Annotated in this window: 14 protein-coding genes; 13 read left to right on the top strand and 1 reads right to left on the bottom strand. The window is 36.6% G+C overall.

The features are described from left to right. Window positions 1-14 precede the first annotated feature (14 nt). Window positions 15-239 (bottom strand): hypothetical protein, encoded by a 225-nt coding sequence (locus tag IPN70_01545; protein ID QQS61595.1) that lies wholly within the window; start codon window positions 237-239, stop codon window positions 15-17. A gap of 453 nt (window positions 240-692) precedes the next feature. Here IPN70_01545 and IPN70_01540 point away from each other — a divergent pair, with 453 nt between their 5' ends. The 13 genes from IPN70_01540 (at window position 693) to IPN70_01480 (ending at window position 20744) form a co-directional block, all read left to right on the top strand. Beyond that, window positions 693-2042 carry a hypothetical protein gene (locus IPN70_01540; GenBank protein QQS61594.1) on the top strand — a complete coding sequence of 450 codons (1350 nt, stop codon included), beginning with the start codon at window positions 693-695 and terminating at the stop codon, window positions 2040-2042. Between the two features lie 198 nt (window positions 2043-2240). Continuing rightward, window positions 2241-3314, top strand: a complete 1074-nt coding sequence (locus IPN70_01535) for a M20/M25/M40 family metallo-hydrolase (protein QQS61593.1) — start codon at window positions 2241-2243, stop codon at window positions 3312-3314. Between the two features lie 377 nt (window positions 3315-3691). Continuing rightward, entirely contained in the window at window positions 3692-10114 is a 6423-nt protein-coding gene (locus IPN70_01530; GenBank protein QQS61592.1) for a fibronectin type III domain-containing protein, read from the top strand. Window positions 10115-10243: 129 nt separating this feature from the next. Beyond that, window positions 10244-10480, top strand: coding sequence for a ferredoxin (locus IPN70_01525; protein ID QQS61591.1), 237 nt, complete (start codon window positions 10244-10246; stop codon window positions 10478-10480). Window positions 10481-10501: 21 nt separating this feature from the next. Next, window positions 10502-11332: a TatD family hydrolase gene (locus IPN70_01520; protein ID QQS61590.1), complete on the top strand. Its 831-nt coding sequence runs from the start codon at window positions 10502-10504 to the stop codon at window positions 11330-11332. 77 nt (window positions 11333-11409) lie between these two features. Next, window positions 11410-12159, top strand: coding sequence for a glycosyltransferase family 2 protein (locus tag IPN70_01515; protein QQS61841.1), 750 nt, complete (start codon window positions 11410-11412; stop codon window positions 12157-12159). Between the two features lie 36 nt (window positions 12160-12195). After that, window positions 12196-13203, top strand: coding sequence for a DUF4921 family protein (locus IPN70_01510; GenBank protein QQS61589.1), 1008 nt, complete (start codon window positions 12196-12198; stop codon window positions 13201-13203). 139 nt (window positions 13204-13342) lie between these two features. After that, entirely contained in the window at window positions 13343-14398 is a 1056-nt protein-coding gene (pgk, locus tag IPN70_01505) for a phosphoglycerate kinase (protein ID QQS61588.1), read from the top strand. A gap of 39 nt (window positions 14399-14437) precedes the next feature. Beyond that, window positions 14438-15718 (top strand): phosphopyruvate hydratase, encoded by a 1281-nt coding sequence (gene eno / locus IPN70_01500; GenBank protein QQS61587.1) that lies wholly within the window; start codon window positions 14438-14440, stop codon window positions 15716-15718. Between the two features lie 11 nt (window positions 15719-15729). Continuing rightward, window positions 15730-16314 carry an NAD(P)H-dependent oxidoreductase gene (locus tag IPN70_01495; GenBank protein QQS61586.1) on the top strand — a complete coding sequence of 195 codons (585 nt, stop codon included), beginning with the start codon at window positions 15730-15732 and terminating at the stop codon, window positions 16312-16314. Between the two features lie 105 nt (window positions 16315-16419). After that, window positions 16420-17454 carry a carbohydrate kinase family protein gene (locus IPN70_01490; protein ID QQS61585.1) on the top strand — a complete coding sequence of 345 codons (1035 nt, stop codon included), beginning with the start codon at window positions 16420-16422 and terminating at the stop codon, window positions 17452-17454. Window positions 17455-17501: 47 nt separating this feature from the next. Beyond that, window positions 17502-18779, top strand: a complete 1278-nt coding sequence (locus tag IPN70_01485) for a rod shape-determining protein (GenBank protein QQS61584.1) — start codon at window positions 17502-17504, stop codon at window positions 18777-18779. A 12-nt stretch (window positions 18780-18791) separates the two neighbouring features. Further along, window positions 18792-20744: a hypothetical protein gene (locus IPN70_01480; GenBank protein ID QQS61583.1), complete on the top strand. Its 1953-nt coding sequence runs from the start codon at window positions 18792-18794 to the stop codon at window positions 20742-20744. The last annotated feature ends 219 nt before the right edge of the window (window positions 20745-20963 follow it).

The following is a 20963-nucleotide window of genomic DNA, read 5'->3' as shown; positions in this document are numbered from 1 at the left end:
ACAAGTATTTGTGTTTATTTATATTCATTGACCTTAACTTCTTCTTTAATTTTTTGGTTTATCTCTTGGTACAAATGATCAACCTCATCATTTTTAAAAATGTCTTTTTCTTGAAGTTTTGAAATAAGAAATTCAACAATCACTTTTGTTTGTTTATCCGATAAAATAGCAATATTGTTTATTTTGTTATTAAAATAAACAAATAGAACAATGATTATTATGAATAGTATTATTTCCATGTTCCTAATTATATTATTTTTAACAATTTTGTGCAATAAAGAACTGAAGAGACTCAAAATTATTTATAATGAAAATAATTTTTTTGTATTTGATATTGAAATGAATATATGATTTTATTGAGATTTTTTGAGTATACTTATGTCTTGATGTTGAATTTCTAGAAAAAAACATACATTGTGTAAGTACCGCATTATTTTTTACAGAGTCCAAAATTTGACAAGAAACCCTTTGTTTTTTATTCTATGTTGTATGAATAATCACGAACAACAAGTAAATTTTTTTGGAATTATTTTTATGGTCCTCTTTATAAAGGGAGACCGGCTTGTTTTTGAAGGAAATTGAAAAATGTATACAAATTACCTCCAAAAAGAAACCGGCCTCCCAAAAGAGATCGGTTTTTTTGTTCTTTTCCATCAATTGAATTGTCAATTATCAAAAAAGAGGTAATTCTCATGTATATTCCTTATGAGCAAGGCATCATTTCTGAATGTGATACCATTCGTTCTTCTAACGCACCCTTCTATGCTTTTTCGGGACATCAGATTATTTATCCCGAAGTAGTGATTCGAGCGCTCGGTACTCTGTATCAAGAATACAATAAAACGTTTCACTCTCTTGTAGAGGCGAATCGTGAATGGGAAACTGATTACCGATTCTGTCTTTCGAAAGGATGCCCGGTCAACTATGGAGTTCAGATAGATATGTCTGGACTTACGAAAAAGTTTTTCCAGGAAATAGAAGGAATGTCTGAAGAAGATGTTCGCGAAATTCTTCGTCGTCGTATTTTTGAAATTGAAAATAGTTTGGCAATGTACCAACTGCTCGAGAATCTTTTTGCTCGAGGAGAAGAGTCCTTCTTTAAAAAAGGATTTCGCCAAACTCTTTTGAAAATTCGTAAGCGATTTGGGAAACCGATTGCTCTCCTTGCGGTAACGCAAGAAAAATACAATGCGATGAAAGAGTTAGAATTCGGTCATGAAAAGGATTCGATTTTGACCGATGTGGAAACATTCGCACTTTCTGGTTTTGATCGGTTTTTTGGCCCTTATGAATTCGAGCAGTATATCAAGGCCAATAAGGGAAAATGTGAGTATCTTTTGTATGCTCGTACATCAGATCCGATCGAAAAGCTCAAAAATCCGGATGTTTTCGTCGAGCATCCACTTCTGGCTAATCCTGAAATGAGGAGGATAATAAAAGAACACGCGCTCACATTCAATGTGGATGCTCCTGATATGGCGACAGAAAATCGTATCAATGACACGAAAGATTATATGTCTCCTATGGGAATGGCATTTCCTATCAAGAGTGAAAATGATTTGTATTCTTTTGAATTCACAACGCACTTGGCGATGGGCAAGAAATACAGAGAATTTCCTTTTGATTCCTTTCGGCTATCTCAAGATTTTTCGAGATTTTTGAGAGATTTCATGATAGATCCTCTCGAGGTAGAAATTGGGGAGAAAAACCTTCGATTAAAGCCTGCCAAAGGAACATTTGGATGTTACGGACATTTGTCTGGAGCACTTCCGGATAGGAGACTTCGGAGAGAATTGCGTCATAATCTTTCCAGACGTCCAGGGGGGTATATCATTCAACCCGAAATGGAAATACCCAAAACAATTAATGAGGTAGATGGGTTTGAATACGCCTACATTGATAGAAACTTCATGACAATGATTGATGAAGAGCCTATGTTTATCGGTGGATTTCGAGCCTTCCTTCCTACGGATTCAGTGGAAGCTCAGAAGGGAAGAAATCATGGAAGTCGATATACGGTATGGGCTGAAATCATTTCTTAGCAGGTCATAAGCTGTGCTAAGATAAAGACCGTATATTCTCAAAAGGAATATGCGGTCCATTTTTTATTTTTGAATGAGCTCCTTAGAATAGCTTTTTTACAGAGAAAATATAACAAAAGATAAAAAGATGAAAGGTAAGAAATTTTTAGAGAATGAATGCTGAAGTTTTATAAAAGAATGAGAAATGAGAAAAACTATATGACCGAAAAAATACTTTCCCTTGCGAAGAAACTTATTACATTTCAATCTTCTTTTGAAAATAAAAAAGAGCTAGAAAGAATTTTTCAGTTTACCCTTTCTCATTTTCAAGATTTTAATAAAGAATATTTCGAAAGAAATGGAGTAAAAAGTGTTTTGATTTATAATAAAAAAAGAAGACCCAAAAAATTTACACTTCTTCTTAATGGTCATTTAGATATTATTCCTGCCAAAAAAAATCAATTCATCCCAGTGATAAAAAATGATCGACTTTATGGTGCGGGAGCGATGGATATGAAAGCGAATATCGCTTGTCTTATAATAGCATTTCAAGAGATGGCACATCGTGTTTCGTATCCACTTGGTTTACAATTAGTGACTGATGAAGAGGTTGGGGGATTTGATGGAACTAAATATCAGATAGAAAAAGGTGTTTTAACAGACTTCGTTCTTTCAGCAGAACCTACAAATTTTGATATTGTACATCAAGCAAAAGGAATTTTGATATTGAAAATAAGTGCTAAAGGAAAGACGGCTCATGGTGCTTATCCATGGAGAGGGAAGAATGCTATTTGGATGATGCATAATTTTCTTTCAAATATTCAGAAAGAATATACATTTCCAAAACAAGAACAATGGGTTACAACACTTAATTTGAATTCTATTGAAACTTCAAATAAGGCGTATAACAAAATTCCGGATGATTGTTCAGTTTCTTTCGATGTTCGTTTTGTCTTGGGAGAAAAAGAAATCTTTTTGGAGAAGTTGAAGAAGCTTATGCCGAAAAATTTTTCTTTAGAAATTCTCGTGGATGAAGATGTTCTATATACGGATCCAAAGAATAATTCTTTGCTATTACTACAAGCTATTTCCAAGAAAATTTTAAAAAAAGAGGTTATTCTTCGCGGAGCACAGGGATCATCTGACGCAAGACATTTTTCGCAAAGAGGATGTCCTGGTATAGAATTTGGTCCGATTGGGGGAGGGATTGGAAGTGATGAGGAATGGGTGAATATTCCTTCTCTTTCTACCTATTATCAGATACTGAGCGAATATATTCTTAAGTCAAAATAAATAAAGGAGTCTTTCTTTTTTTAGATTTTCCCTCTGCATTTTATTTTTTTTCTTTCTCGCGAAGGTGGAAATTCAGTTCGATCCGTCTTTGTGAGCGTAGTGAGGCAAATGAGTCCTTCCGTTTTTGTGAGGCTGTACTCAGTCGTGGCAATCCAGAGCTAATTCCTCCCCCTTAGAAAAAGGGGGATTGAGGGGGATTTTCTTTGTATGAAATTCTTTTGTGAAATCAATACAAATCCCTCCCCCTCAAAGACTCGGGTACTCCCTTTTCCTCAGGGAGAGAAGAGGGGAATGACTTGTAAAGAAACTATTTCACAGAAAATAAAAAAAATGATACTATAAAAATAGTATGAATAAAAAATAGAAGAAAAACAAATGTGAAGAATGGCTTTAAAAAAGAATTTTTCTTTCACTCTTCCCTTCCTTTTCTTTTTGGAATTCTTTGTGTTTTCTTTTTTTCTTTTTCTTCTCCTACTCATGCTTCCACTGTAACCTGGACAGGAACAACCAGCACTGCATGGACTACAGTAACGAACTGGGACACAGGAACCGTTCCTACCAGCACCGATGATGTCGTTATCAATTACACAGGAACGAATCAACCTCTTCTTAATGTAGACTCTGGACCCATTACTATACAATCTCTTACTCTTGGAGGAGGAGCATCTCAATCAACCCTTACGATGAGTAATGGATATAGACTCGATGATACCAATAGAAAACTTGTAGTTACCGGAAATGTTACAATTCTCAACAATGGTTATTTTACCCACACAGCAAACACAACAGCAGAAACGCATAGACTCTTTATGGATATCGGAGGGAATCTCGATGTTCAAACTGGAGGACAGATTAATGTTGATGGGAAGGGATATGCTGGAGGTGGTCCGGGAAATGTTGGATATCAGGGTTCATATGGAGGATCCGGTTCATCCTCAGGCCCAACTTATGGCTCTTTTGTAGACCCTGTTAATATTGGTAGTGGTGGTGGAATGAGTATTATATCAGGGGCTGGTGCTGTTAAATTAATAGTTTCTGGATCGGTAACGTTAAATGGTTTAATTACATCAAATAGTATTGCTATTGATGGAGCGCGGGGAGGATCTGGTGGGTCAGTTTCTATAATTACACAATATTTTTTGGGCTCTGGTAGTATAAGAGCGAACGGAAGAAATGGTGGTGGAGGTGGTCGAATCGCTGTAAAGCTTACATCAGGAAATGACTTTGGATCGGTTACGATGCAAACATATGGGGGAAATGAAGGTAACTTTGGAGCAGCCGGCACCATCTACACCGAAACAGCCTCTCAAGGAGCGGGAAATGGAACGGTAACGATTGATAATAATAATGTTATTTCCTCAGTCTTCACCGCTATTCCTTCCACCCAAACATGGACCATTAAAAATCTAGTTCTAAAAAACAAAGGAAAAATAAGTGTCCCAATAGGAACCGCACTTATTCTTGATAATCCCGATTCTGTAACAGGACTTTCAGGTACTTCTGCAATAGACAGTGGTATCGCTCTTCGAGGAGGAACCTTTGATCTTCCTCAAGGATCTCTTAATATTGAAAACTGGGCTCTTATTGCAGATCTCCCTCATACACTCAATGGAAATATTACGGTGAAATCCGGTGGATATATGACACATAGTGCTAATGGAAGCACGGAACTCTACAAAATGGATCTTACTATTAATGGGAATCTCGATGTTCAAACAGGAGGACAGATTAATGTGGATGGGAAGGGATATGCTGGAGGTGGTCCGGGAAATGCTGGATTACAAGGTTCGTATGGAGGATCTGGTTCATCCTTAGGCCCAACTTATGGCTCTTTTACAGATCCGATTAATAATGGGAGTGGAGGAGGAATGAGTCATGTGGCAGGAGCTGGTGCTATAAAATTAGTAGTTTCTGGATTAATAATGGTAGATGGCTTAATTACCTCAAATAGTATTGGTATTGATGGAGCGCGGGGAGGATCTGGTGGGTCAGTTTCTATAATTACACAATATTTTTTGGGCTCTGGTAGTATAAGAGCGAACGGAAGAAATGGTGGTGGAGGTGGTCGAATCGCTGTAAAGCTTACATCAGGAAATGACTTTGGATCGGTTACGATGCAAACATATGGGGGAAATGAAGGTAACTTTGGAGCAGCCGGCACCATCTACACCGAAACAGCCTCCCAAGGCTCCAACAATGGAACCCTCACCATAGACAACAATAATCAAACAGCTACCGTCCAAACCCTCATCCCCCAAGACAACTTCACCAACAACTCCCTCTCTCTCGGAAACATCATTGTAAAAAACAAAGGACTTCTTGCCATTCCTACAGGAACCACTCTTAACACTACAGGAGACATAACCATAGGAACTCTTAACTCTTCTACTGACACCTCACACATAGTAGCCAATGGAACAGGAACTCTCATTTCTACCAATCTCACTATTCATGGAGTAAGTGGTACAGGAGCATCCATAAACACCAACACGAAAGGTTACACTCCTACTCTTGGAACAGGAGCAGGAACAACAGGCTCTCTTGGATATGGATCAGGAGGAACATATGGAGGAAGAGGAGGAAATAGTAGTGATGGAGCAACTTCCCCTAACACCTATGGAAATGACTTTGTTCCCGAAGATCTTGGAAGTGGAGGAGGAAAGTCTACAGGAGGAACAGGAGGAGGAGATATACGAATCAGAACGAATAACAATCTCAACCTCTATGGAACCATATCCAGTAACGGTAGCGCTGGACTCACCAATGGTGGAGGAGGATCAGGAGGATCTATAAACATACTCTATGCAAAAAACTTCACCATAAACGGTGGAAAGCTTCAAGCCAATGGTGGGGCGGGACAAGGTGGTGGAGGAGGAGGGGGAGGAGGAAGAATCGCCTATGCCTATGAAAACAAAACATTTACCAATCAAACGATTCAAACACTCGGAGGAACAAAAGGAGCTACCGCACCTGCAACTGATGGAAGCGCAGGTTCACTTAAATCTGGATACCTTGCTGGTTCTCTTATCTCTTCAGCATTTGATTCCAGTAGTGATGCTAATGTCATGGGAACAATAGAATGGAAAGAAAATGAAATACTCCCAACAGGTTCTTCAGTAACTCTTTCTCTCAAAACTGCAGGAACGAAAGGAAATCTTTCTTCTTCCCCCTGGATACAAATAGCACAATCTACTCCCTCTTCTCTTACTACACATTGTACAAAAAACAATACAACGGTAAGTTGCACAGCCAGTGCTATCCCTCAAGATATGAAAGATATCTTTGAAGATCGCTTCTTTCAATACAAAGTAGATCTTTCTTCTCCTGACCTTCTTTCTCAACCTCAAGTCGATGATGTAAAAGTAGGCTATGTTGTGAATGCTTTCCCTATGATTCAAAATGTAACCACTACTCCCAATACTGATAAAACAGTAACTATCACGTACGAAACAAAAGATGAAGATACCAATACCGGAACCAATACTCCAGGAATAGTTACTCCGAGCTTTGAATACTACAATGGAAGTAGTTGGATCAATATCGCTTCCAATACTCTAGCTCCCGAAGATATACAAAACAAAACAGTGAATCAAGATACGTACACAACACACAGTGCTACCTGGACTCCTTCTCTCGTAAGTGAATCTTTCTATCTTACCAATGCAAAAATCCGTGTAACCGTAAGTGACAATGAAGGAGCGAATAATATCGCACGAGCTGAATCAAATACCTTTACCCTCGATACAAAAACTCCCACCAATCCCTCCCTCCTTGTTGATGCTTCCACTCAAGACCTCACCATTCCCTCCACCACATCTGTTCTTACTCTTGGAGTCAGTGATGACTCTCCAACACAGATGAAGATTTCTCTTGACGAAAACCTTACCAACTCTCCTTGGGAACCTTTTAATGCAACGGTAACAATAAAACTCGAAACTGATCCCGACATTGTCTATACTCGCTTCAAAGATCAATACGGGAATGAAACACAAACCATACACACAACTACTCCAGAAACTCCTACACGAGTCATTTCTCAAGATACGAGTAATATGCTTCTTACCCCTCCAGAATACCGAGCCTTCGTAGGATTCAAAACAATAGAAGAACCTCCAACAGGATTCGGAAACTACAAACTCTATAGAAGTGATGACGCTACTACCTATACGCTTCAAAATATCATAACCTCAAGAACAACAAACTTCCTTACTGATGCTACCCCACAACCAGACATTCTCTACACCTACAAAGCAAAGACAACAGACACACCAGGAAATGTTTCTTTCTTCTCACAAACCGTTACGATGAAAGCAAATGGTATTCAAGACTTCGGAGAAGGTGGAGGAGGATCAGATCAAACCCCTCCTGTTCTACAAAACGTAACCGTAGAATCTAAAGACACCACAACCGTAACTATCACATGGGAAACAGATGAACTCTCTGACTCTCGTGTAGAATATGCAACCACTCCCAACACCTATACCAAACAAACAGGAGTCTCTACCTATGCTGACACCCAAGCACAATCAGGACTTCATAGAGTCACTCTTACCAACCTCACACCAAACACTCCCTACTTCTTTAGAGTTGCCTCTACTGATCCTCAAGGCAATACCGGAGTCAATGACAATAATGGCAATGGATATGAAGTCACAACGAATCCTGGACCTTCTATCAGTGGTGTAGCGGTATCAAGTGCTTCTAACACACAAGCAACCATATTCTGGAATACGAATGTCCCTGCAGACTCTGTACTCCATTACAGTGAAAACAAGAATGGATCTCTTATCGATCCTATCACTCTCTCCGGATCAAGTGTTCTTACAAAAAATCATCAAGTAACCTTAGATGCTCTTACTCAAGGAACCACCTACTATTTCTACGTTACCTCCACCGACTCACAAGGAAACATTGCCAATGACAATAATGGAGGAAACTATTTTCAATTCTCTACAACACTCGACGAAACACCTCCTACCATAACGAATCTTCAAACATCTCTTATCTCAAATGACAAAGCAGTTATTACAGCAAACACAGATGAAGAAGCATCCTTCCTCCTTCAGTACAGAAAAAAAGGAAGCCTTACCTTCACACAAACAGAACAAGGAACAACATACGATAGATCTCACTACAGGGTACTCGATACTCTTACTCCTGATACAGAGTATGAATATCAAGTGAGTGTTAAAGATATCAATCAAAACGAATCACAGAGTGATATACAAACAATGAAAACAACCTTAGATCCAGAATACAATCATGCACCTCTTTCAAAGATTCATACTATCAGTGATCCTCCTAAAGTACTCACTGATCAAAAAGCAGTCATAACCTTCCAGACGGATCAAGCAGCAAACTGCATCCTTGAATATGGAACCCAATCAAGAAACTACCAAGAAGTTCCTCAAACAGAAGCGACAGGAATCTATGACACACTCCATTCCCTGCATCTTGGAGGACTCATCTTTAACACAACCTACTTCTACAAACTTCTTTGTGAAGATAATCTTGGAACCCTCATAGAGAGTGAAGAAAAAAGCTTCACAACAAAACTCAAACAAGTAGACAGTGGAAGTGAACAAGCAGAATCTACTCCTCCCTCTATCTCAGGAGTCAAAGTCAAAGACATTACAGGAGAGAGTGCAGTGGTGAGTTGGGAGACGGATGAAGTTTCTGATAGTAGAGTAAAATATGGTACGACAAAAGACCTTGAATATGCCACAATTGATAGTATTACAGGTTTCGACCCCACCAAATACACCACCTCCCACTCCGTAACTCTTCGAGGTCTCATCCCATCTACTAAATACTTCTTCTCCACAGGATCTTCCGACACCGCCGGAAACATAGGCACCTCCTCCCAACAAACCTTCCAAACGCAATCTCCTTCTTCCATCTCTTCCATTAAAGCTTCTTCCAAACAAATAGGGGAAACAACTATCACATGGAAAACTTCCACTCCCACTACCTCTATTGTTGAATATGGAAACACAGAAAACTATGGACAAACAAGAAAAAGTGAAGAACTCAAAAAAGATCATGAAATTATCATAAACAATCTTTTAGAAAACTCTACCTACCACTTCCGAGTAAAAGGAGAAGATGAATCAAAAAATCTCTTCTCTTCTTCCGACTCTACCTTTGAACCAAAGTCTCCACCACAAATCAAAGAAATCAAGATAGAAGTTCTTTCAGACAGAGAAGCAAAAGTAAACTTCCTTACTGATACTCTTACCGACTCTCTTGTAACCTACAAAAACAAAAACAAAGAAGAAGATCAAAAGAGTGAAGGAAATCCCTCCCTCCTCCAAACTCACTCCCTCACCCTCAAAGAACTCACTCCTGGAGAAAACTACGTTCTTACTGTACGAGTCAGAGATGATATGGGAAATGAAACTCTCTCTGATGAGATAGAATTCACTATGCAAAAAGATGAAACTTCTCCTACAGTAGAAAGAGTCTCTACCGACTCCGCTCTTTCACAAAACGGAAAAGTACAAATGATTATTAACTGGCAAACAGATGAAGATGCTTCTTCCTCCCTCATCTACAAAGAAGGAAGAGCAGGAGAAGAAAAAACAGTGAATGTAAGTTCTTCCCCAACAAAGAATCACATCATTGTACTCACCTCTTGGAAACCAGGAACTCTCTACTCTTACAAAGTCATAGTAAAAGATCTGAGTGGGAATGAAACCATAACCAAAGACTACATCACCCTTACACCACAAACAAAAGAATCTGTTGTAGAACTCATCATAAAGAACTTCAAAGAAATCTTTGCTTGGACGGGAGGGTAGGAGGAGGAAAATCACAAAGATGAAATATTGAAAAGAATGGTATAATGAAACATATTCTTGATTTTAAAGTGAAAATGAGTTATTACACGCTATTGTATAAGGAGAGAATGAGAAAATAAGAAAAAGTATATGGGAATTAAGCGGGTGATATTTACACAAAAAAGATCGGATTGTGTTGGTTGTGGAACATGTGCTCAAATTGATTCGAAAAAGTTTTCTATGAATAAAGAAGATGGAAAGGCTGATCTTTTGGGTTCGAAAAGAAAAGGAGAATACTCACTTCTTGAACTTGATGAATTTGAAAAAGAAAAAGCAAAAAAATGTTCTAAAAGTTGTCCTGTTGGAATTATTCGTTTGGAAGAATAGGTAAAAAGTAAACGTAGAACTATGATTGATACGCATGCTCATATTCATGATGAAAAATTTGAGGATGATCGAGATGAAGTAATAACTCGAGCTCGAGAAAATGGTATCGAAAGTATTATTACGGTAGGAACAAGCATTGAAGAAAGCCGATTAGCAATTGATACCGCCAAAAAATATAAAGGCTTTCTTTATGCTATGGTAGCGAGTCATCCTCATGAATACTCAAAACTTCCAAATAAAGAAACGAGGATTTTGTGGAAAGAAACGATGAAGACTTTGGCAAAAGAATCTTGTGTTGTGGCTATAGGAGAATGTGGTCTGGATTATCATGATTTTGGAAAATCAATTACAGAAGAACAAAAACAATCTCAAAAAGAAGGATTTTTGGATCATATACAACTAGCGCTAGAAATGGGGAAACCTTTAGTAGTGCATTGTCGAGAAGCTTATGAAGATGCTTTTGAAATTCTTCGAGAATACAGTTCAAAACTTCCTTCGCTTATTTTTCATTGTTATCAAGGGGATGAAGAAATAACAAAAAAATTTCTTTCTCTTGAAGGAAATATCTTCTTTTCCTTCGCGGGAAATATAACATATCCAGTAAAAAAAGATGCACAGGGAACAAAGGATGATTCTCATCTCGTTGTTAACTTAATACCTCTTGAAAAAATAATAGTGGAAACAGATTGTCCCTACCTTAGTCCTCAAAAATTTCGAGGAAAACGAAATGAGCCTGCTTTTATTTCTTCAACGCTTGAATTTCTTGCGGAACTTCGAGGAATATCTTTCGAAGAATTAGAAAGAAAAACACAAAAAACATCACAAGAGATTTTTTCTCTTTTTAAGGTTTGATATTTTTCTTGTATGTTCTCTGTATAAATGATATACTTTTGAGGAAATGTTTCTTTATGTAACGTATGAATGAAAATATATTTCTTTCGGTTATTATTCCTGCATATAAAGAAAAAGATCGTTTAGGACGAACGCTTTTGGAAATAGAAGAACATCTTTCGAAAAAGGATTTTGAATATGAAATTATTGTAGTCATTGATGGATCACCTGATAACACCGCTGAAGTTGCTCGTAATTATAGCTCGCAAGTGAATGGTCTTCGTGTTATTGAAAATAAAGAAAATCATGGAAAAGGCTATGTTGTTCGACAGGGACTTCTTGAAGCAAAGGGGAAATACCAATTATTTATGGATGCTGACGGCTCGACATCAATAACACATGTAGATGTTTTTTTACCTGAAATTGAAAAAGAAAAATTTGATGTAGTTATAGGTTCGAGAGATATAAAAGGATCTTATGTTGCTATACATCAGCCAAAATATCGAGAATTGATGGGAGATATGGGAAATTGGCTTATTCGTTTTACATTGGGTTTGTGGGCCTATCCTGATACGCAATGTGGATTTAAAATGATCACCAAAGAAGCTTCACGAGAAGTTGCCAATCGTATGAAAGTGGAGAGATTTGGTTTTGATTTTGAATTTATTGTTTTAGCAAAAAAATTAGGATTTGGTATAAAACAAATGCCTGTTCGATGGCTTAATGAAACAGGATCTACTGTTTCCTTACTTGGACCAAATGGATTTGTACAAGTACTTATAGATTTAGTGAAAACTCGATCGAGGCTCTGTTTGGGTTCTTATCACCTGTATTCGAAAAATAAATAAAAAGTTAGATATAAAAATATAAAATAAACACTCTTTATGGAACAAAAAAAGGAGCTTTCTCAGCTTAGACAAGATATTGTAACGAGAGATTGGGTTGTTATTGCTACGGGTCGATCGAAACGACCTGAGGATTTTATAGTAAGAAAAGATTTTGTTTTGGATGAGTCTCTTGGGTCTTGTCCTTTTGAAAATCCAGAGGCGAGTGGACAAAAAGATGATGTTCTTATTTATAAAAAAGATGATGGAGATTGGACTCTTCGAGTTTTTCCTAATCTTTATCCTGCAATTCAGAATATTGAAAAAGAAATAGTTTCTTTTGAAGAGGGGCCTTATTTTGGTATGAGTGGGGTTGGAAATCATGAATTGGTCGTGCCTAGAAAACATGACGATCATTTTGCAAAGATGGGTGTGAATACCATTGTAGAAATGATAGATGCTTATCAAGATAGATATCTCAATATCATGAATCAAAAGGATGTTCGATATATAAGCATTATCCATAATCATGGTAAATCTGCGGGCGCATCGGTATATCATCCTCATTCTCAAATATTTGCAGTTCCTGTCGTTTCTCCTTATGTAGAATTGGAACTTTATGGAAGTGATCAACATTGGAAAAGTACAAATCGTTGTGTTTTTTGTACGGTTATAGAATACGAACAATTTGAAAAAACACGAGTAGTTTTTGAAAATGAACATTGTATTGTTATTGCGCCGTACGCATCAAGATCTGCTTTTGAAATGTGGATTCTTCCAAAATTTCACAGTCCTTATTTTGAACGAATAACAAATGCTCAAAAAATTTCCTTAGCATGGGCTTTCAAGAGATCTTTAGGAGCTTTGGAGAAAGCGCTTGGAAATCCTGATTATAATCTTTATCTTCACACATCTCCTTGTGATGGAAAAGATTACCCTCATTATCATTGGCATTTTGAGATTTTACCAAAAACTTCGACATGGGCTGGATTTGAACTTTCGACAGGAATAGAAATTTCTACTATCGAGCCAGAAGTTGCTGCTAAGCATTTGCGAGACTTTGTTTGACATCTTTAGGAATAAAAAAATTCTTTTTATAGAAGAAATAAGATATTTTTTTGAAAAATGATTACTTTTGGAAAGTGACATTTTTTCTTGTGAATGATATTCTTCTCTAAAGGTTTACATCAATGATAAAGAAAAAAATATGAATCAATATGAAAGTGTAAAAAATATTTCGGTTGAAGGAAAGAATGTTCTTGTTCGAGTTGACTTTAATGTTAATCTTAAAGATGGGGACGTTCGTCAAAAATATAAAATGGAAGCGGCCAAAGAGACTATCATGTATCTTTTAAAGAATGGCGCTAGAACTATTTCTCTTCTTTCTCACCTTGGTAGGCCGGAAGGGCGATATAGCGAATCTGACTCTCTTGCTCATATAGCAGATGATGTGCGAAGAATTTTGGGTGTATGGATTTTTTTTGTGGGAGAATCAGTGGGTGATCGAGTAAAAGAGGCTATTGCAAGCGCTGAAAAAGGAAATATTTTTCTTTTAGAAAATGTAAGATTTCATGCTGAAGAAGAAAAAAATGACAAAGCCTTCTCGGCATTACTTTCTGAACCATTTGATATATTTGTAAACGATGCTTTTAGTGTGTGTCATAGAGCGCATGCGTCTACCGTGGGAATAACAAAACATATTCCGACATACGCAGGTATATATCTTGAGAAAGAAATTGAAATACTTTCAAATATTCGCAAAGGAGTGGATTCTCCATCAGTTGCTATCGTGGGTGGTGCAAAAATAGAAACAAAACTTCCTCTTATTACAATGTTTTCCAAGACTTTCGATAAAGTTCTGGTAGGTGGAAAAGTCGCCAATGAAGCTATTGATGGTAATATAGAACTTTCGGAAAATGTTATTCTTCCTATAGATTTTGAGGGAGATAGATTTGACATAGGAGAGAAAACGAGAGAAATTTTTTGTGAAAAAATAAAGAACGCCAAAACTATTGTTTGGAATGGTCCTTTGGGAATGTTTGAAGATGCTCGGTTTGCAAAAGGAACTGTTGAAATTGCCCGAGCTATAGGAGAAAGCTCAGCATTTAGTGTTATTGGAGGAGGGGAATCGATTGAGGTTTTGGAAGATATGAAACTTCTTGGTGCTATTTCATTTGTTTCTACTGGAGGAGGAGCAATGTTAGAATATCTTACAGGGGCATCTATGCCTGGTTTAGAAGCTCTTTTATTGAAAAAGAATTAATTTTTCGTACATTTTTTGATTTATTTTAAGAAGAAAAATATGGCTAGTATAAAAAAAATTCATGCAAGAGAAATTCTTGATTCACGAGGAAATCCTACCGTTGAAGTAGAGGTTTCTCTTGAAGATGGGACGGTAGTGATTGCAGGAGTGCCGTCTGGAGCTTCAACAGGAGAACGTGAAGCAGTAGAACTCCGAGATGAGGATCAGCATCGCTATGGAGGAAGGGGTGTTCTTAAGGCAGTTTCTCATGTAAATGATATTCTCTCGCAGAAGCTCATAGGAAAAGATGCAGGAAATCAGGAGGAAATTGATCAGATAATGATTGATTTGGATGGAACTTCCAATAAAGCAAATCTTGGAGCTAATGCTATCCTCGGTGTTTCTATGGGAGTGGCTCGTGCAGAAGCATTGTCTCGAAAACAGGAGCTTTTTCAATATCTTGGTGGAGATGAAGCAGTTCTCCTCCCTACACCATGTTTTAATAGTATTAATGGCGGAGCTCATGCTGATAATAAACTTGATTTTCAAGAATTTAAATTTAATCCTGTAGGAGCAGAAAGTTTTTCTCACGCATTGAGAATGGGAAGTGAAACTTACCAAGTTCTAAAATCTTTACTTAAAGAACGTGGCTATACTACCGGAGTTGGAGATGAGGGTGGCTTTGCTCCAGATCTTCCCTCCAATGAAGCAGCTGTGGAAATTATGGTGGAATCGATTGAAAAGGCGGGATATATTCCAGGAAAAGACATTGCTATTGGACTTGATCCTGCAGTGAGTGAATTATGGAGAGATGGGGAATATGAATTTTGGAAATCCACAAAAGAAAAAAAATCCTCATTACAAATGATTGAAATGTGGGAGCGATGGATTCGCGACTACCCAATTGTTTCTATTGAAGATGCTCTCGGAGAAAAAGATTGGGAAGGCTGGAAGGAAATTACCAAACGATTGGGAAATAGTATTCAGCTTGTGGGAGATGATCTTTTTTGCACGAACCCAGAAATAATTACACAGGGAATTAACGATGGAGTTGCTAATGCAGTGCTTATAAAGGTAAATCAAATCGGAACACTGACGGAAACTTTTAGAGCTATTGAAATAGCTAAAAAATCTGGATATTCGGTATATATAAGTCATAGAAGCGGAGAAACGGTAGATGATTTTATTGCCGACCTTGCTGTTGCTACTGGAGCAGGACAGATTAAAAGTGGAGCAACTTGTCGAGGTGAACGTCTTTCAAAATATAATCGTCTTTTTCGTATTGAGGAATTATTAGGAAATCGTGCTATTTACGCGGGAAGGAAAAATTTTGATCGCTAGAGAGTCTCCTTATGAAAAAAATAGTTGTTTTCATGGCTCATCCTAGAAAAGAGAGTTTCTGCCATGCTCTTTGTAATTCTTATGTGCAGGGAGCAAAAGATGCTGGTAATGAAGTAAGAACTATTGAATTAAGAGATCTTTCTTCTCTTGAAAATTTTTTGAGATGTGAATATAAAGAAAAAATTGAACTTCCTGAAGACCTTAAAAATATTCAATCTCTTATTTCTTGGGCGGATTATTTAGTTTTTGTTTACCCAATTTGGTGGGCTACACCTCCAGCATTACTTAAAGTTTTTTTTGAATCTGTTTTTCAATCAGGATTTGCTTTCTCGTACAAAAAATCTAAAGGAATAATTCCAAGATGGGATAAACTTTTGAAAGGGAAAACAGCTCAACTTTTTACTACTATGGATTCTCCTTCTTGGTATTATTGGTGGTTTGTTGGAGATCCTAGTTATAAAATGATGAAAGGAACTTTAGGTTTTTGTGGAATACAACCGATTTATAAAAATTATTTTGGATCTGTTCTTTCTGCTTCTTCTAAAAAGAAAGAATTGTGGTTACAAAAAGTTTATTTAATAGGTTTAAATAAGTAATGAATAAAGATTTTTATTTTTATGGTGAAATAAAAAGGTATTCTTGCATATTGTTTCTGGTGTTTTATAATAGAAAAAAGAAGATAGTGTAAATATAAAGAATATATGGTAAAAGAAATAGTTTGTATCGGATCTTTGTCACAGGATGTCTTTTTTCCTTATAAAGATCTTTCCATTGTACATACGCCCAAAGAAATGCTTTCTAAACAAAAAATGGTTTTTGAAGTCGGAGCAAAATATCGAGCAGAAAATCGTTTTGAAGCTCCTGGTGGATGTGCAACAAACGTTTCTCAAGGTTTGGCTCTTTTGGGTATTCATTCTATTTTAATTTCTAATGTAGGAAAAGATACTCTTGGAGATTTACTACTTCAAGAAATTCGAAAGACGGGCGTAGACACATCATTTATCCAAAGACTTCCTGACCGAAAAACAGATCTCGGTGCTATTATTATCGATGAACAAACAGGAGAGAGAACTATCTTTTATAATAGAGATGCTAATGAATGTCTGGAAATTCCAGATAGTGTTTTTCATCAAGGGCAATCAATTTTTGTAGGAGGACTTTATGGAGAATGGAAGGCTCCAATAGAAAAAATACTTACCCTTTCAAAAGAAAAAGATCTTTCTCTCTATTATAATCCAAGTCAAAATAATATTCATGAAGATGCGGAAACCGTATGGGCTATTTGTCGTGAATCAAAGGGAATTTTTTTGAATAAAGATGAAGCTATGGAGCTTCTTGCCCTTGTTTCTAAAAAAGATAATTTGAATGTATCTCTTGATGTCTCTCGAATTGAAAGTGAGGAATATCTTTCTCTCATTATTGCGCTCGCTGGAAATGCTCATTTTGTGGTTATAACAGATGGATCTCGTGGGGCTTGGGTGTACGATCGAAATGTAGATTCGGTTTTTCGTTGTAGAAAAAATATGACAGATTCTGTTGTAGATTCAACGGGTGCTGGAGATGCATTTACAAGTGGTTTTTTGGGAGCAATATTTCTTGATCGTAGTACCGGAGAAGCACTGTCTTGGGGAATAGCCAACGCAACAAATGTTATACGACATTATGGTGGAAAAGAAGGATTATTATCAAGAAGTAAAATAGAAGAAGTTGCTCATGTTTTAAAATGTGCAGAATAGAAAAATGAAACGTTCTATTTTTTTGTACGATATGGTATACTTGACGTATGTCTTTTTTAGAAAATATAAATATATTTCATTCTTCAGAAAGTAATAAACGATATCTGGCTCTTGATATTGGAACTGATGTTGTAAAGGCTTTAATTTTTCGTTTTGACAAAAAGGAACAGCGCGGATATGTCATCGGCGTTGGGAAAAAACAACAAAGAGCCGGAGATATGTTGAGTGGAGGTATCGTAAATATCGAGGGTGTATTAGAGACATCCCGATGTGCTCTTAACGAAGCGCTTAAAGCATCTCGAACGAAACATATTGATCGTGCGATATTAGGAATTGCCGGAGAGCTCGTTCGAGGAACGACCATGACTGTTCACTATGAGAGGAGTCGTCCTGATACTAAAATTGAAATTTCAGAATTGAAAGAAATCATGCGACAAGTTCAACTAAAGGCATTTGAACGTATTCAGAATCAATTGGAATGGGAAACAGAACAAAAAGCAGTGGATATAAAACTTATTAATGCTGCAGTAGTAAATGTTCGTATAGATGGATATAAGGTAAGTAATCCTGTGGGCTTTCAAGGAAAGAATGTTTCTATAAGTATATTTAATGCTTATTCTCCGGTGATACATCTTGGTGCTTTGGAAACAATTGCGGATGAATTGGGTATTTCGTCTTTGAGTATTGTTGCGGAGCCATATGCTGTTTCAAGAATATTTTCTTCTGAAGATGATAGAGATTTTCAGGCAGTATTTGTGGATGTTGGAGGAGGGACCACAGATATAGCAGTGGTTCGTAATGGAGGACTTGAGGGAACGAAAATGTTTGCTATTGGAGGGCATTCTTTCACAAAACATCTTGCATATGAATTTCAAATTTCTTTTGAGGAGGCAGAAAGATTGAAACTTTTTTATACTTCAGGAAAGAAATGGGAACATGAAAGAATAAATCCTGATTCTGTCCATGAAATTATGAAAGAGGATGTGAATATATGGTTAGGGGGATTAGAGATATCTTTGGGTGAATTTCTTAAAACGGATGTTTTACCAAAGCGCATTCTCCTTTGTGGGGGAGGTGTGTCTATTCCTGAAATGGAAACATCTATGAGAAGAGAAGAGTGGAAAAATGAATTATTTTTTTCTCCTGATGTGGAGGTTACCTATCTTCTTCCAGAACATGTTTCTCGAATGAAAGATATGACGAAAAAATTAACTTCATCACAAGATGTAACACCCCTTGCTCTGGCTAATCTTATGATTGAAATGTTACTGGAGGAAAAAATGCTTTCTAATATACTCCGACGTACAGCAAAAAATATTTCTTGATTTTATTTTGATATGTTGATTATTCACATAAATCCAGACGAAGAGATAATGTCGCTCATAAGTAGAGCGAAACGTTCGGATGGAAAAAATATTGTTTTAGCTGTACCGCAACGATCGATTATTTTGGAAAGTTTGACTAATCTCTATTTACTCAAAAGAGAGCTTGATCGGGCTGGAAAATATTTTGCCATAATAACACAGGACGCTCGAGGAGAAGCGTATGCTCGAAGGGCGGGGATAGAAACACAGCCATATTCTTATCTTATTCAACTTCAGCAATCAGGTGCTTTGCGAGTATCTCCTCAAGATGCGCAGATTCTATCACCCTTAGAAATGAAAGATTCTTTTGAAGAGGATTTTTCTTTGACTCATGAACAAGAAAATTTTTCTTCCTCTTTAGATTTTCAAGAACCTGAGAAAGATAAAAATGAAACAAAATCTATCTCAAATAGTATTCGATTGATGAAAAATATTCTTAAAAAGAGAAAAAAACAAACAATTAAATCTTCAAAAGAACAAGAAATTGTTTCTAATGAAAAACAAGAAGAAACTATTGAAGACCCAGCATTAAATCTTTCTATGAATTCGATGAAGGACTTTCCAAAAGAGAATAACAATTCTTTTGAAGTCGTTCCAGATTTCCATAATCGGGAAAAAATAGAAGAGTTTTATGGGAGAGAAAATTTACATCAGAGAGAATACGGATCTTTTCAACAAGATTCTGAAGTTCCCACTGAGGATTTTCAAGAAAAGAAAAAAGAAAGGAATTATGTTCCTAGAGAAAAAAAGAAATCATTTTTTACTTGGATTGCAATTTTTATTTTAGTAACACTTCTTGCTACTGGAGGATTTTTTTCATGGAAATATCTTCCAGAAGCTACTTTGGTCTTGAATATGCTCCGAGTTTCATCTTCAGGAGAAATGCCTATTACTCTCTCAGCTTCTGGAAAAGATCAAGAAATTCGAACAGAAACTTTTTTTGAGACAGTAACATTAACGGAATCATTTCCTGCGACAGGTGGGTCTGGTTCTAATGTTCAAAAATCAGGAGGTTTGGTGACAATTTATAATGAATATAGCGAACAATCTCAGGTTCTTGTTGCAACAACAAGAATACTTTCAGAGGATGAAAAAGTATATAGAACAGTTCAAAGTGTTGTCGTTCCAGGAAAGAAAACGGAAAATGGTGAGATTGTTCCAGGAAAAGTAGAAGTTGAGGTTCGTGCTGACGGTCCTGGGGAGTCTTATAATAAAGAACCTTCTCGATTCACTATTCCTGGCTTGAAAGGGACTCCAAAATATGAATATTTTTATGCAAAATCTGAAGATTCTTTTACAGGAGGAGGAAAAAGTGGCTCGGAGATATTTCTCGTTTCTTCTTTAGATGTGGAAAAGGCTCGTTTGAGTATGGAAGTAAAGGTGAAAGAAGAAGCTTTTAAGAGAATACAAGAAAGTTCGGGTGAGGGTTGGACTGTTTTTCCAGAGGCAATGAAAGTGTCGATCGAAGATGCGCAGGCCTTTCCTGGTGAAAACACAGTTGCTAAAAATTTTGAATATTCTATGACGGCACGTATTCAAATACAAGCTATACGAACGAAAGATCTTGAGAAATATGTTTGGCAAGAATTTGAATCTCGAGTGGCAAAGGATATGAAAATACAAGAAGGTGTTTCATGGATTCCTGAAGATTATAATATAAAATATGGAGAAATATTATTTGAAACTGAGAAGGAAATATTAAAATTTAAAGCTTTGGGAAATGTTAATTGGAAGGCTTCTGTAGAAAAAGATAAATTTATCCAAGAAGTTGTTTCAAAAAAACCTGATGAAGTGGTGGAAATACTCAGAATGGAATATGCTGGAGTAATAGAAAAAATTGATATTACTCGAACCCCCGCAGAACCAACATTCCTCTTTCCTCGAATATCTTCAATTCCTTCTCGTATACATATTGAAATGAAATAAAAAATAAAGAGTAACTTTTACTTTTTAGATGAGATGAATATGAGGGGGGTGTAATTATTTTTTTGAGTAAAAAGATAAGATTTTAAAACTCGTTTCAAGTTTTTTAAAATTCCTTATGTTTTTTCTTTAGAATTTATAAATTATTTACATACAAATTCATCTTGACATTAAAAAAAAGAATTGTTATCATTCACGGCGTTAAGGCGATATATTTAATTC

It is taken from the genome of Candidatus Moraniibacteriota bacterium, assembly GCA_016699795.1.
In the GTDB taxonomy this organism is placed as follows: Bacteria; Patescibacteriota; Minisyncoccia; order Moranbacterales.
Note: the sequence above shows the minus strand (reverse complement) of the source record. Positions and strands in the feature narration are given on the sequence as shown.

Coding starts and splice junctions, on each gene's coding strand:
- eno (QQS61587.1), top strand. CDS start 14,438: ATGGCTAGTATAAAAAAAATTCATGCAAGAGAAATTCTTGATTCACGA.
- IPN70_01520 (QQS61590.1), top strand. CDS start 10,502: ATGATTGATACGCATGCTCATATTCATGATGAAAAATTTGAGGATGAT.
- IPN70_01525 (QQS61591.1), top strand. CDS start 10,244: ATGGGAATTAAGCGGGTGATATTTACACAAAAAAGATCGGATTGTGTT.
- IPN70_01480 (QQS61583.1), top strand. CDS start 18,792: ATGTTGATTATTCACATAAATCCAGACGAAGAGATAATGTCGCTCATA.
- IPN70_01485 (QQS61584.1), top strand. CDS start 17,502: ATGTCTTTTTTAGAAAATATAAATATATTTCATTCTTCAGAAAGTAAT.
- IPN70_01495 (QQS61586.1), top strand. CDS start 15,730: ATGAAAAAAATAGTTGTTTTCATGGCTCATCCTAGAAAAGAGAGTTTC.
- IPN70_01540 (QQS61594.1), top strand. CDS start 693: ATGTATATTCCTTATGAGCAAGGCATCATTTCTGAATGTGATACCATT.
- IPN70_01510 (QQS61589.1), top strand. CDS start 12,196: ATGGAACAAAAAAAGGAGCTTTCTCAGCTTAGACAAGATATTGTAACG.
- IPN70_01545 (QQS61595.1), bottom strand. CDS start 239: ATGGAAATAATACTATTCATAATAATCATTGTTCTATTTGTTTATTTT.
- IPN70_01490 (QQS61585.1), top strand. CDS start 16,420: ATGGTAAAAGAAATAGTTTGTATCGGATCTTTGTCACAGGATGTCTTT.
- pgk (QQS61588.1), top strand. CDS start 13,343: ATGAATCAATATGAAAGTGTAAAAAATATTTCGGTTGAAGGAAAGAAT.
- IPN70_01535 (QQS61593.1), top strand. CDS start 2,241: ATGACCGAAAAAATACTTTCCCTTGCGAAGAAACTTATTACATTTCAA.